This window comes from Paenibacillus ilasis, from assembly GCF_043195395.1.
Taxonomy (GTDB): Bacteria; Bacillota; Bacilli; order Paenibacillales; family Paenibacillaceae; genus Paenibacillus_AQ; species Paenibacillus_AQ lautus.
In genome coordinates this window covers 679877-692698 of record NZ_JBHDJG010000001.1, presented here as the reverse complement: position 1 = coordinate 692698, position 12822 = coordinate 679877, and the positions used below count along the sequence as shown (strand labels likewise).

At 48.4% G+C, this 12822-nt stretch carries 13 protein-coding genes; 9 read left to right on the top strand and 4 right to left on the bottom strand.

Going from position 1 to position 12822, the window contains the following annotated elements; translation table 11 throughout:
* Positions 1 to 20: 20 nt before the first annotated feature.
* The 3 genes from ACETK5_RS03475 to ACETK5_RS03465 are packed head-to-tail and all read right to left on the bottom strand — an operon-like array spanning position 21 to position 1498.
* A complete protein-coding gene (locus tag ACETK5_RS03475) occupies positions 21 to 833 on the bottom strand; it encodes an AAA family ATPase (RefSeq protein ID WP_100539496.1) in 813 nt (270 codons plus the stop codon).
* A 48-nt stretch (positions 834 to 881) separates the two neighbouring features.
* Positions 882 to 1214: a DUF3024 domain-containing protein gene (locus ACETK5_RS03470; RefSeq protein ID WP_100538702.1), complete on the bottom strand. Its 333-nt coding sequence runs from the start codon at positions 1212 to 1214 to the stop codon at positions 882 to 884.
* Between the two features lie 35 nt (positions 1215 to 1249).
* A complete protein-coding gene (locus ACETK5_RS03465) occupies positions 1250 to 1498 on the bottom strand; it encodes a type B 50S ribosomal protein L31 (RefSeq protein ID WP_100538703.1) in 249 nt (82 codons plus the stop codon).
* 257 nt (positions 1499 to 1755) lie between these two features.
* Here ACETK5_RS03465 and ACETK5_RS03460 point away from each other — a divergent pair, with 257 nt between their 5' ends.
* From ACETK5_RS03460 to ACETK5_RS03445, 4 genes are all read left to right on the top strand, one after another.
* Positions 1756 to 2463 (top strand): response regulator transcription factor, encoded by a 708-nt coding sequence (locus ACETK5_RS03460; protein ID WP_100538704.1) that lies wholly within the window; start codon positions 1756 to 1758, stop codon positions 2461 to 2463.
* 131 nt (positions 2464 to 2594) lie between these two features.
* The gene (locus tag ACETK5_RS03455; protein WP_243390811.1) at positions 2595 to 3920 is read left to right on the top strand and encodes a HAMP domain-containing sensor histidine kinase; all 1326 of its coding nucleotides are present in this window, start codon (positions 2595 to 2597) and stop codon (positions 3918 to 3920) included.
* A 96-nt stretch (positions 3921 to 4016) separates the two neighbouring features.
* Positions 4017 to 4781 (top strand): ABC transporter ATP-binding protein, encoded by a 765-nt coding sequence (locus tag ACETK5_RS03450; RefSeq protein ID WP_100538706.1) that lies wholly within the window; start codon positions 4017 to 4019, stop codon positions 4779 to 4781.
* 6 nt (positions 4782 to 4787) lie between these two features.
* On the top strand, positions 4788 to 7163 hold the full coding sequence (locus ACETK5_RS03445; protein ID WP_100538707.1) for an ABC transporter permease: 2376 nt from the start codon (positions 4788 to 4790) through the stop codon (positions 7161 to 7163).
* 76 nt (positions 7164 to 7239) lie between these two features.
* Here the strand turns inward: ACETK5_RS03445 and ACETK5_RS03440 are convergent, their stop codons facing one another.
* Complete coding sequence (locus tag ACETK5_RS03440) at positions 7240 to 7665, bottom strand: DUF5946 family protein (protein WP_243390812.1); 426 nt, start codon at positions 7663 to 7665, stop codon at positions 7240 to 7242.
* Between the two features lie 258 nt (positions 7666 to 7923).
* Here ACETK5_RS03440 and nikA point away from each other — a divergent pair, with 258 nt between their 5' ends.
* The 5 genes from nikA to ACETK5_RS03415 are packed head-to-tail and all read left to right on the top strand — an operon-like array spanning position 7924 to position 12801.
* Positions 7924 to 9453 (top strand): nickel ABC transporter substrate-binding protein, encoded by a 1530-nt coding sequence (gene nikA, locus ACETK5_RS03435; protein ID WP_100538709.1) that lies wholly within the window; start codon positions 7924 to 7926, stop codon positions 9451 to 9453.
* Positions 9454 to 10401 carry a nickel ABC transporter permease gene (gene nikB / locus ACETK5_RS03430; RefSeq protein WP_326114561.1) on the top strand — a complete coding sequence of 316 codons (948 nt, stop codon included), beginning with the start codon at positions 9454 to 9456 and terminating at the stop codon, positions 10399 to 10401.
* Entirely contained in the window at positions 10398 to 11246 is an 849-nt protein-coding gene (gene nikC, locus ACETK5_RS03425; RefSeq protein WP_100538711.1) for a nickel transporter permease, read from the top strand. The genes nikB and nikC overlap by 4 nt, the downstream gene beginning before the upstream one ends.
* Entirely contained in the window at positions 11243 to 12043 is an 801-nt protein-coding gene (locus tag ACETK5_RS03420) for an ABC transporter ATP-binding protein (protein WP_100538712.1), read from the top strand. Before nikC ends, ACETK5_RS03420 begins: the two co-directional genes overlap by 4 nt.
* Positions 12040 to 12801: an ABC transporter ATP-binding protein gene (locus ACETK5_RS03415; protein WP_326114559.1), complete on the top strand. Its 762-nt coding sequence runs from the start codon at positions 12040 to 12042 to the stop codon at positions 12799 to 12801. Before ACETK5_RS03420 ends, ACETK5_RS03415 begins: the two co-directional genes overlap by 4 nt.
* Positions 12802 to 12822 lie beyond the last annotated feature (21 nt).

The window sequence follows — 12822 nt, the reverse complement described above, 5'->3', positions numbered from 1 at the left end:
CATACCTCCCTTTATTTAAGTTAAGAACTTGCTGCAGCAGGCTTATATTCATCGCAAGATTCTTGGATATGTCTCCTTTGCAGCGGTTGCCGCTCTATAATCGCTTTTCGTTTGGCTTTCAAAATAATTTGCTCAATGTCGGCAAAGCTGCAGCCTTCAAGCTGCTCGCTAACTTCAGTTATAGCTGCCTCATCACATTGAAATTCTCCAATCAGGATTTGGATATATTGCTGCCTCTTTCCCTTGTCCGGTAACGAATACGTCATCTTTGTATCGAATCTGCGCCATACCGCCTGATCCAGATCCTTCTCCAAATTGGTGGCCGCCATCATAATGCTCTTATCCCCAAAGTCATCGAGACATTGCAGTAATGTATTGACGGCACGCGCCATCTCCTTAACTTCATCGTTGTTGTCCCTCGTCCTTGCAATGGCATCGAACTCATCAAGAAACAGCACGCAGGGGAACATGCCTGCATAATCGAATATTTTGCGGATATTGCTGCCCGTTTCACCCAGGTGGCTATGGATGATCGCATCCAGGCGAACCAGGACAAGCGGAAGTTCGAGAACGTTAGCCAGATAGAAAGCCGTTAAGGTTTTTCCGGTTCCAGGGGGGCCGTACATTACGACTTTGTTAGGAATGGGAACGTGAAACTTCTCAAATTCCTCCCTCATTCCCAAAATCGAAACAAACTCATCCACGATTTTTTGATTAAACTCGGACAAGATCAGATGCCTTGCCCTTTTGGCGCAATCCCTAGGCGAATAATAGGTTGCCATATCAATTCCCTTGGCCCGGGGAAGACGCGGGCCAGCATTGCTTTTGCTCATTGTCGGCTGCTGCTCCTTCACTGCATGAATCATGGTATTTAAATGGGGTTATGTGACCCAGATGACCTCTTGCGTATCCATTTCCACCTGCTCCAGCACATCTTCAAAATCATTGCTGGGCGGTATGGAAGATAGGGGAGCCCACTCATTGCCGTTTTGTCTGGCGTATACGCGCCATCCATTTTCCTTCAGGCAAAAATGAACCAATTCGGTGGAATCCCATTTTCGTTGAAGCCAATCAGGTCTTTCTTCCGATAGAATAACGGTCCTCTCATTGAACCGGTAGGTTAAGCGTACCTCCGCTCTTAAATCACCAGGAACCTTAAGAGCGATATAAGCTTCAAGAATGGCGCTTATTCTCTTCTTCGTAAAGCTATCCATCGACGCCTCCTATCGATCCATAGTTCGTGACTGGATTACTTTTTATAATGTAATCGCTGCTTAAACCTATCGACACGCCCGCCGATTTCGGCATTCTTCTGTTTCCCCGTAAAGAAAGGATGCGATGCAGAACTCGAATCCACACGTATAACCGGATAGGTATGACCGTCTTCCCATTCCATCGTTTCCGAAGAAGTCTTCGTAGAAGCGCTAAGAAATTTATAACCTACGCTCGCATCCAGAAATATGACCTTTTGAAAGGTTGGATGTATTCCTTTTTGCATTGAAATCCTCTTTTCCTTCCGAGTCGCTTGACTCTTTCTTCCATTAATCGTAAACATTACGAATAAGTATATGAATGAATATAAGATAAATGATCTCCGCTGTCAACCTAATGACTGGATTCAGGCATGGAAACGCTTCTTCACTGCACACCAAGCCTTCAACTGGTAAGATTCCCCTTGTTTTCCCTATCCTTCATTCCGGCCCATGCTATAATGGATTCACCATTTCAAGCATACGGAACAGGGGCGACTTATGAATGAATTCTGCTAAAACAGTACTGATCATTGAAGATGAACAGGATATCTCGCGCATTGTGAATGACTATTTACGTGTTCAGGGATTCAGCACGTTCATCACGGAGAATGCCGGCGACGGATTGCAGGCAGTCCGCCACCGGCAGCCGGATTTTATCATTCTCGATCTGACATTGCCTGATGCTGACGGCATTGAGGTGTGCCGCAAGCTCCGCACATTGACGGCTGCGCCCATCCTTATTTTAAGCGCCCGCAGCAGCGACACGGACAAAGTCCTTGCCCTGGGTTTTGGTGCCGATGATTATATGACCAAGCCCTTCTCGCTCAGTGAACTGGTCGCCCGCGTTCAGGCACATTTGCGCCGAATCGCGGATCCGAAGCTTCAGGTATCCCCACAGCAGCGATTGCAATTCGGCGCCCTTTCGATTGATAAAAATGCCCGCAAGGTCATGGCCGGACAACTGGAAATTTCTTTATCCGCCAAAGAATTTGATTTGCTGTACTTTTTGGCTTCCAACCCTAATCAGGTGTTTACCAAATCGCAGCTGCTGGATCATGTATGGGGGTATTCCGCTTATGTCGAGGATAATACGATCACGGTCTACATAAGAAGACTACGCGATAAACTGGAACGAACCGAAATCAAATCCTCCTACATCAAAACGGTGTGGGGCGTCGGTTATAAATTCACTCCCGATGGAGATGAGTAGCCCCTATGGACTGGAAAACTTGGTATTCAAAACGACGCTGGGCTGCTGGTATATCTATCATCACGATCATACTCTCTGTCGTCTGGCTCACTCTTATTAGCTCCTCAAACAAGCCGGCTCTGTCAACAATCATGAAGCACATTCGCGTACTGACGAATCCGATCGTCCATTCCCTGGAAAATGAGCATGCGGAATTGCTGCTATCCGATGCCCCGATCCGGCGGCAATTAACCGACTGGATTCAGGAGACGCGGGTCGGCCTCAAGGTTGTTTTTCCTGATGGAACGGTGACATATGATAGCGAAAATTCATCGAAACAACGAATTAATCCACGCTTCGAACTGGACTATACGCTTCGTATTTCCGATAGGAAACCGCCCTACTATCATCTCGCTTTTCCGCTGCAGGATGCCAGCACCAAAACCTTTGTGGGTTACGCCCAATTTGCGGTCCCGGCTTCTGCCTTGGCCCCAGTAATGCCCTCCTTCGACTCATTTAGCTTTGTGCCATGGATCATGCTCTCACTGGCGCTTTTGACGCTGCTTTATTTATTCTTCTCCATCGGACGCCGGGTGCGGCATGACCTGATCCAGCCTGTTGCCGAGCTTAAGCCTTACGCGGAAGCCATATTGAAGGGCGATTACGAGCAGCGCGCCGAATGGACAAGCGGCAACGAGGTCGGGGAGCTTTATGCCGTATTTGATCTCATGCGTGAAGAGATCCGTCATTTACATATCCAGCAAGCTGCGCACAACCAGTCGCATAAAGAACTCATATCCAATCTGTCTCATGACTTGAAAACTCCGCTGGCGACAATCAAAGCATATATTGAAGCCATTCGCGAAGGGATGTGCCCCGATCTGCCAAGTGCGATGACTTACCTTGAAGTCGTGCACGCAAATACTAGCAAAATGGCCGTGCTCGTCGACGATTTGCTGCTGCACGCGCTGCATGATCTGGAACAGATTGCTGTACATCCGATCGATCAATACAGCGCTCCAACGCTGGAGCCTATCTTTAGGGCATTGAGCCATTACATACGAACGATGGGCGTACGCTGCGAAGAGCCTACTGCAATTCCTAACTTACTTGTCCGCTTCGATGCTGTACGGATCGAGCAGGTCATTGCCAATCTGGTCACAAACGCACTGAAGCATACGGAACCCGGGGATACGATTCGTCTCGCTGTTGAAGAACAAACGGAAACATCCTGCTTACACATCATCGTCTCCGATACTGGCAGCGGGATATCCCCGCAGGATATGCCTTTTATTTTTGAACGGTACTACCAGGGTAACGTTTCACAACGAACTGCCGGCCAATTGACCGAGCGCCAAGGGGTCGGACTTGGTTTGTCGATTTGCAAATATATCATGGAGGCGCATGGAGGCGCGATCTCTTTTCACAGCCAACAACAGCAGGGAACGACCTTCTGCTTAACTCTACCTCTCAGCTGACTCCTGTCATACTTTATTTATAATTTGATAACAAATGTGCAAGATTCGTCCTCTATACTTTGATGGCAGTGGGAGATAAAGAGAGGAGATCATATTATGCTTTCAAGCAAAACCGTTATGCTCCAAGCCGGTCATTTATGCAAAACCTACACCACCGGCAAGGAACAATTTCATGCCATCCGCAATGTCGATCTGTCCATATATGAAGGAGACTTTACCGTCATCATGGGCGATTCCGGGTCGGGAAAGTCCACCTTGCTGTACTTGCTCAGCGGACTTGATGAAGTAACCACCGGAGAAGTCAGTTTGCAGGGACAGAGCCTGGACCAATTTTCAGCCAAGGAGCTTGCACGTTTTCGGGCAAATCGGATCGGCTTTATCTATCAAAACAGTAACCTTGTACCGGATCTGTCGCTGTTCGATAACATTGCCCTCCCTGGATATATCGCTAATCAGGACAAGGAACAAGTACGGCAAAGGGCACATGAGTTGATGGTTAATCTGTCCCTTGGTAAACAGAGCAGCAGGCTGCCTTCCCAAGTATCCGGAGGTCAGCAGCAGCGGGCGGCAATCGCAAGGGCGCTCATCAATAACCCGGACATCATCTTCGCCGATGAACCTACCGGCAGCCTGAACTATGAACAAGGCGTTACGGTGCTTGATATATTGAGCCGGATGCATGCGGATGGTCAATCGATTGTCATGGTCACCCACGACATGAAGGCAGCCTGCCGCGGCAATCGCCTCATCTACATTCGCGACGGCAAGATCGGCGGCACGCTGGATATGGGGCCCTATACGCCGGAACAAGCGTCCGAACGGGAAGCGATGATCTTTGCTTATGTCACCGGGAGGAGGTAGTCAGAGATGCGATCTATATTGATACTGTGCTGGGGCAACCTGCGCAAAAGAAAAATGCAAAACACGCTGATTGCATTGCTTATTGCCCTATCCGCTCTATTAGTCAGCACCGCATTCACGGTCTTGATGAATACGGAAAATGTATTCAACGATCGCCATACGGCTGCTCAGGGTGCCCATGAAGTCATAAATATGACCCGCGGGCTGCATGACGAACAAATGGTGGCCGACTGGTGGTCCAGCCAAGAAGGCGTAACCGCCTCCAGCTTAATCCCTTACAAGCCGTGGACGGGACTGGTCTTTAACGGGGAAGAGTTGCCCAATCTTTATCTGTATATGATCAATACCCCTCCGATGCCGCACGGGGTCAACAATCCTCTTCCCGGTTCAGGCCCTGAGCATCTGACCGTTCCGGAAGCCGGCGAGATCTGGATCCCCACCTCGCTTGCCTACAAATACGACATGCACATCGGCGATGAATTGATGTTCACCTCAGGGGCGGTACCCGTACCATTCACGATCGGCGCCATTGTCATCGACATATCCCATGGCGGTCCTTTCTCGACCACGGCCCGCATATGGATGAACGAAGCCGACTATCGGTCAACCATGGGCAGCTTGGATACGCCGGAACACTACATGTTGTCGCTTCGCTATGCGCATCCCGAACAAAGCGGGCAATATTGGCAGCGCTTTGAGCAGGCGCTCGGATCGCCGTTTTTGGAGGAACGCGTTTCGTTTGCCGAACTGTCGGCCTTTTACTTTATCATGAACAAGGTGATCGGCTTTGTGATGAGTTTCCTCGGTTTGGTCATGATCGTCGTCGCCTTGCTTACGATCGGCTTTACAATCACAGACACGATCCTTGCCAATTACCGCACGATCGGCATTCTCAAATCAATTGGCATGACCTCCGAACGAATCATCGGCACTTATATGCTGCAGTACGGGTTCATGGCGGTTATCGCCTTGGTACCCGCTCTGATTGCAAGCCGCCTCCTTTCAGATGTCATCATCCAGAATTCCCTGTCTTTCCTCAAATCCGACACAGCAACTGTTCCCGTTCAAGCGGCAGACGTTGCCATCTGGACTGGCCTCGGCCTATTGCTCATCATCCTTCTATGCGTCCTTCTGTATGCTGCCAAGACACGCCATATCGAGCCCATTCAAGCGATCCGTTACGGCATGTCGGAGTCTTCGCACAGCCGTACCCATCAGCATGGTGGAAGACTGCTGGATCGATGGTCCGTACCCACGGTCATCGGCTGGAAGCATGTGAGCGGCAACAAAAAAAGCGCAGCACTGATCTTTCTGCTAATGAGCATCACGGTGGCTGTTCTCGTCTTTGGCGCCGTGCTGGTAACCAGTGTCTATCGCATTAGTGAAACGTCGGCTCAGTGGGGTTATGACGATGCGGATATCGCCATTATGGTTATCAATGGGGAGCATTTGGATCGAACTGAAATGCAATCTTATATCGAAAACGACGCTCGGGTTCTCAACCTGAACTGGTCCGGGTCAGCCACCGGCGCCATCGCTGAGACCGGGAGGGATGGCAACCCTCAACAGACGTTCAGCCTCCCTTTGACGGTCGTGGAAGGAAACATGGACGAGATGGGTTACGCCTCGCTGGCAGGACGTAATCCTGCACTGCCTAATGAAATTTCTATCGGAATCAATATCGCCCGTAAATTGCAAAAAGATATCGGCGACGTACTCACGATCTACATTGAAGGAAAACCGCATCAATTGCTGATCACCGGCACGTTTCAGTCCATCTCGAATATGTCGAACACCGCTCGAGTCACCTCGGACCTGGTGGAGCAGCTAAATCCGGACGCGGGGTTTATTCAGCTAAAGGACAATAAGGACAGCGATGCGGTTGTGCAGCAGCTGAACGAACGCTATGGCCCCTCCATCCAAGCGCTGAAGCAGGAAGTGCTGCTTGATTCCGTATTCAAAGAAGCTGCGGCAGTTTTGCTCATTCCGATGAGCATGCTGGCCCTTTTGTTCATGGCCGTCACTTGTCTTATTGTTTATACGACTTGCCGTTTACACATACGGAAGGAAACGAAAACATACGGCATCTATGCCTCGCTTGGCCTGACTGCAACCGACATCCGTCGCGCCCTGACAAGCGGCATTGCCGGACTGGCTGCGCTCGGTGCGCTTGTTGGTATCGCTTGCGGTGTCTACGCATTGCCGGCCGTGCTGCGCGGTCTGCTCTCTACTTATGGGATTGTCAAGCTGCCGCTTATCATGGAATGGCCTCTGGCCATTGGCCTGGCTCTAATCGCACTTGTTATCGCCGTCAGCGGCTGCTGGTTGGCTTCGCGAATCCTCCGCCGCACCTCCCTTCGGGTGTTGGTAATGGATTCATGAGGACAAAAGATGACCTCCGAATTTCGGAGGTCATCTTTTTTACTTCTTGCCTTAGTAAATCTTAATGTTGTTTCTCTTATTTTAATTCATATCGTATTTGTTCTTTCCACTTGATGATATTTGCGATGGCGTTTGTTCCACCGCCCAAGTAGATATCTTCTATGGTCATTGACCAAAATTTAGATTTGCGTTTTCTTTCGTTATTCGGAAGAGGGTTTGTTATTTTACCCACCTTGGTTACTAACTCTCGATTTTTCTTGAGTATATAGGCGGTATCCCAATCATGATCATAAGCATCCGTAAATAAATCAACCAGCAATCGGTAACCTTCCTCTGTATAGTTGGAAGGATGCTGCAGCATATAACATGAAACAAGCCAAAAATGTAAAGCATATAACGCTGGATCACGATGTTCCCAGACAAGAGGAAAACCGAATAATTCATAGCATGAAAACCCATCGATCCCCTTAGCTCCACACTCCATACATCTTCCAGACTCCATTACTGTTCGATTATCAACCACTTTTACAATCCCCCCATCAAAAACCCTACTTTCCCCAAGATTAATAGATTGACGTTACGTAAGGTCAACTTATTGCATTCAATCCCCTGCCGAATCTTAAAACCACCAGTAAAACAAGGGGATTTGATCCTTTTCCCCCGACACCTTGAAATCCAAACAGAAAATTTTCTTGTCACAACAGGATCATTAAGCTATTATTTAGATCGTAATGTTTACGAATAAAGGAGCGATCATCATATGTACATAAGAAATCACTTTCTGAAGCTTGGCATCCTATTGGTATGCATCAGTTTGATCAGCGCTTGCGCCCGGCCCTCCCAACGCGCCGAGGAGAAAAAGCACATTGATTTTCTCTATAATTTCTCAACGAAGTCTTTAGATCCTCATGTTGATTCAAGTTATGTTCCGTTACGGGCGGGGATAACCGAAACGCTGGTACGGCTGGATGAAGAGAATCTGTCGATCGCGCCTTGGCTGGCGGAAAGCTGGGAAGGTGAGGATGGTCAGCACTGGACGATTAAATTACGGGAGAATATTACGTTCCATAACGGTCATGTCATGGATGCTGATGCGGTGAAGGCTTCCCTTGAACGGGCATTAAAAGAGAGTGTAGCTATTCAGAATGCACTCAAAATCGAAAAGATTGAAGCGGACGGTTACACACTGCAAATCACAACAAAGCAACCGTTTCCCGAGTTTGTCTCTGAGCTTGTTAATCCTAATGTATCCATTATTGACGTAACGGAAGAAGACATTATAAACCGTCCTATAGGAACCGGTCCTTTCGTATTAAAGTCGTTCTCGCCGGGGAGCAAGCTGGAGCTTGAACGCTATGACGACTATTGGGATGGGGCTTCCAACCTTGATTCCGTGACGTTTGCCTTTAACGAGGATGCCAATGCCCGTTCGCTAGCGCTCCAATCCGGTCAGGTGGATATCGTGTATCGCCCGGAGACAGAAAGCTTAGAATCATTGCAAGCCCAGGGTGGAATTAAAGTGGAGTCGACTGCGACGTTCCGCGTGCATCAAATGACCATGAATATGGAACGCGAAAGTTTACAGGACGTTCATGTTCGCCGCGCGGTGGATGCCTTGATTGATCGGCAGAAGATTGTAGATACCATTCTGTTAGGCTACGCTGAACCCGCTATCGGCCCATTTTTACCTTCATTGCCCTTTGCCCCCACTTACGAACAGAGCGAAACGGGTGCAGACATCGCTGTGAAGCACTTGGAGAAAGCGGGATATTCACTTGTGAATGGGAAAATGCAAAAAAACGGTGAACCATTGACTTTCACCTTATTGACCTATAGTGCAAGAGCAGACTTGCCTTTAATAGCTCAAGTTTTTCAGTCGGACGCCAAACAAATCGGAATCGACGTTGAGATTCGCCAGATCGATATCCCCGAGGAGTATATGGCTTCTAACCGCGATTGGGATCTCGCTACGTACAGTAATCTAACGGCCCCGCGCGGAGACGCCGGTTATTACTTAAATGCAACGTATCACCCAACGGGCGCTCTCAACTTTTCCGGTGCTCAAAGTCCTGAACTGACGGCCATTATTGATCAACTCAATCAAACCGTGAACCAAGAAGAACGTGCTTCGCTTTCGGAACAAGCCGCTGATTATGTTCACAACAACATGATTAATTCGTTTGTTCTGCATCCTTCGACCATTGTTGCCTATAACGAACACAAAGTGAAAAACTGGCTGACTACCCGCAGTGAATATTACATGATTACAAACCGGTTGGATGTGAATTAAATGCTCCGAATCCTTACTCGTAAATTCGCGGAAGTCTTATTTTTTTTGTTATTTATTACGTTTATCAGCTTCTTGTTCATTCGACTTGCCCCTGGCGATCCGGTCTTAACCATTTTGAACGTGGATGAATTATCCGTAAGTCAGGAGCAGGTAGAGGCCCTAAGAGAGGAAATGGGATTCAATGAGCCGCTGCTTGTCCAATATGGACTTTGGCTGGTTAAATTTGTTCAGCTTGATTTCGGCAGCTCTTATATCACGGGTCAACCCGTAATGGACGTCATTTTAACGGGACTGCCGGCTACACTCGAACTAGCGGTCGGTGCGTTGATCGTTATGCTGGTCGTATCCATCCCGCTCGGATCGCTGTCCGCCCTTTACCGGAATAGCTGGATAGATCAATTGAGCAGAATCCTATCCATTCTTGGAGCCGCCGTTCCAAGTTTTTGGCTTGGCCTTATTTTTATCGACTTATTCGGTGTGCGCTTGAACTGGCTGCCCATTATGGGAAGAGACGGATGGATTACCCTGGTCTTGCCGTCATTGACGCTTGGTTTGGCGATTTCCAGTGTATATGTTCGTTTACTCCGCTCCAGCTTGCTTGATTCGCTTAGCCAGGAATTTATCCGTGCCGCGAGAGCGCGAGGTCTGTCGGAGAGGAGAATTTTTTTCGTGCATGCCTTCAGGCACAGCCTCCCTCCTGTCATTACCTTTTTCGGCGTCAGTTTAGGAAGCTTGATCGGCGGGGTGTTAGTCATTGAAGTTCTATTTGCGTACCCAGGGGTAGGAAAGCTTGTCGTGGATGCCATACGCCAACGAGACTATCCCCTTATCCAGGGCTACATTTTAATGATGGCCATTATTGTTTTTATGGTAAACACAGGCGTGGATTTGTCTTACCGATATTTAAACCCTGAAATGAAGCTCAAAGAAAGGGGGATAAAGGGATGAAAGGCTTGTCTTCACCATTGCCAAAGATAAAAAAGCCGGGCTGGCAAGGGAGCTTCGCACTGGCTAGTCTGTTCCTTGTTTTATTGGTTATCGTTTACGCATTTATTTTCTTAAGACATGATCCAACATTAACAAACTTGGATCATCGCCTTCAAGGATCGAGTCTTCGGCATCCGCTCGGAACAGACCAGCTCGGCCGGGATGTTCTTACCAGGCTCTTGCTGGGAGGACAACAAACGATGGGTTTCAGCTTACTGGCTCTGATGGTTTCTCTTGTGATTGGAGTCCCGTTTGGTCTTATTTCAGGATTTAAACGAGGGGTCGTGGATCGTATTTTCATGCGTATTGCCGATGGATTTCTGTCTTTCCCCGATACGATTGTCGCGATTGTTCTGAGCGGATTGCTTGGAGCCGGGATCAGCAACCTTGTGCTTGCCATTGTGATGGTAAAATGGGTCAGTTATGCCCGGCTTGTTCGCAGCACAGTATTATCGGAGTCCCAAAAAGATTACGTTCTGATTGCTCGAACCAATGGTTTATCTTCGGGCAAAATCATGCGCAAGCATTTATTTCCTCATATCGTGGGACATGTTCTTGTACTGGCAAGCCTTGACCTTGGGAAGATTATCCTGCTCATTTCCGCCTTTTCATACATTGGACTCGGGGCTCAGCCTCCCACTCCGGAATGGGGAGCCATGCTTAACGACTCTCGGCCCTATTTCCAATCAAAGCCTGAATTAATGATATATCCCGGTTTATCCATTGTATTCGCTGTACTGCTAACGAATATGCTGGGGGATTATTTACGCGACCATTTTGATGTAAGAAAAGAGGTGCGATCATGACGCTGTCCGTCGAGCAAGTTTCCATAAGCAGCAAAGACAAGAAGATTATCGATAACGTCACACTCTCCATCCGTGAAGGAGAATGGTATGCGCTGGTTGGACAAAGCGGCAGTGGAAAATCCCTGCTCTCCCTGGCAATTGGTCAAATGCTCCCACCTAATTTGCGGGTCGAAGGGAACATATACTATAAAGAACTCCATCTTTTGTCTCTATCACCTAAACAAATGAGAACCGTTCGCGGCTCGAAACTAGCCTATATTTTTCAAGATTACCAAGGTTCATTTACACCCTTCAGAACGATTGGCCAGCATTTTGAAGAATACCAGAAAGCTCACGGTATCTCCGATTCCAAAACTCGGCGGCTCAGCGCATTCGCTGCACTAGATTCCGTAGGGTTAGACGAATCCATGTATCATCGGTATCCGTTTCAATTAAGCGGAGGGCAGCTTCAACGGGTCTCCATTGCTATGGCGCTTCTGCTGTCGCCGGATTTATTAATTGCCGATGAAATCACCACGGCGCTGGACAGTGTGTCCGGCCATAAGATTTTGGAGCTCCTTGCAATGAAACAAAAAGAGACAGGCTTTGCCATTCTATTCATCACCCATGATTGGCGCCATGTCAAACGTTATGCCCACCGTCTGGCTATCATGAAAGAGGGCCAAATCATTGAATCGGGCGAAAAAGACTTTGTTCTTGCGCATCCTCGGCACGAGTATACCCAAACATTGATCCATGCGGCCCCAACGCTAAATCACCGACTTTCATCGGGTGTACGGGAGGCGGAGATTGTATGAAGCTGTTATCTGTTAAACAACTTACGAAATCATATCAGGGACAGAAAACTGCCATTAACAACCTCTCCTTCGAACTGAATCAGGGGGAATGTCTTGGTCTTGTCGGGGAAAGCGGCTGCGGCAAAAGCACGCTCGCCCGCTGCTTGCTGCGAATCGAGACGATCGACGAAGGCGCGATTCATTTCAAGAATGAAGCGATTGAACAGCTTAATGAGCGGCAATTGCACCCTTACCGACAAAAGATGCAGATCGTGTTCCAAAATCCATCCGCTGCTTTGAACCCCAAGCTCAAGATAAAGGATTCACTGATAGACCCGTACGAGCAGTACCGGAAGAAGCTCAGTCTCCGGCATTTTTCCTATACCTCTAAGGAGGCCTTCGTCAAGCAGCTTCTTGACGCCGTTGAACTACCCGAGCGTTTAGCGAATCAGTATCCGCACGAATTAAGCGGAGGACAACGCCAGCGTGTAACGATTGCGCGTGCGATAAGCATCGAACCGGAACTTGTCGTGTTAGATGAACCTACGGCAAGCCTGGATGTGATCACACAGGGGGCCGTTCTGGCTTTATTGACGAAGCTTCGCTCTTCTTTAAATTTGTCTTACTTATTTATTTCACATGATTTGGCTGCTGTAGCCCAAATGAGCCAACGAATCTTGGTTATGAAAGACGGCAGGCTTGTGGATCAATTCAACCGCGATCATTTGTTCTCGGATGAACGGCATCCGTATACCCAGGAGCTTATTTCGATCTTTTAGATAGAGTACCCACACGCGGCT

Bases quoted from the DNA above. Each gene is read 5' to 3' on its own strand.
- ACETK5_RS03440 (WP_243390812.1), bottom strand. From the start codon at position 7,665: ATGGAGTCTGGAAGATGTATGGAGTGTGGAGCTAAGGGGATCGATGGG.
- ACETK5_RS03455 (WP_243390811.1), top strand. From the start codon at position 2,595: ATGAAGCACATTCGCGTACTGACGAATCCGATCGTCCATTCCCTGGAA.
- ACETK5_RS03460 (WP_100538704.1), top strand. From the start codon at position 1,756: ATGAATTCTGCTAAAACAGTACTGATCATTGAAGATGAACAGGATATC.
- ACETK5_RS03470 (WP_100538702.1), bottom strand. From the start codon at position 1,214: ATGGATAGCTTTACGAAGAAGAGAATAAGCGCCATTCTTGAAGCTTAT.
- nikC (WP_100538711.1), top strand. From the start codon at position 10,398: ATGAAAGGCTTGTCTTCACCATTGCCAAAGATAAAAAAGCCGGGCTGG.
- nikA (WP_100538709.1), top strand. From the start codon at position 7,924: ATGTACATAAGAAATCACTTTCTGAAGCTTGGCATCCTATTGGTATGC.
- ACETK5_RS03450 (WP_100538706.1), top strand. From the start codon at position 4,017: ATGCTTTCAAGCAAAACCGTTATGCTCCAAGCCGGTCATTTATGCAAA.
- ACETK5_RS03415 (WP_326114559.1), top strand. From the start codon at position 12,040: ATGAAGCTGTTATCTGTTAAACAACTTACGAAATCATATCAGGGACAG.
- nikB (WP_326114561.1), top strand. From the start codon at position 9,454: ATGCTCCGAATCCTTACTCGTAAATTCGCGGAAGTCTTATTTTTTTTG.
- ACETK5_RS03475 (WP_100539496.1), bottom strand. From the start codon at position 833: ATGAGCAAAAGCAATGCTGGCCCGCGTCTTCCCCGGGCCAAGGGAATT.
- ACETK5_RS03445 (WP_100538707.1), top strand. From the start codon at position 4,788: ATGCGATCTATATTGATACTGTGCTGGGGCAACCTGCGCAAAAGAAAA.
- ACETK5_RS03420 (WP_100538712.1), top strand. From the start codon at position 11,243: ATGACGCTGTCCGTCGAGCAAGTTTCCATAAGCAGCAAAGACAAGAAG.
- ACETK5_RS03465 (WP_100538703.1), bottom strand. From the start codon at position 1,498: ATGCAAAAAGGAATACATCCAACCTTTCAAAAGGTCATATTTCTGGAT.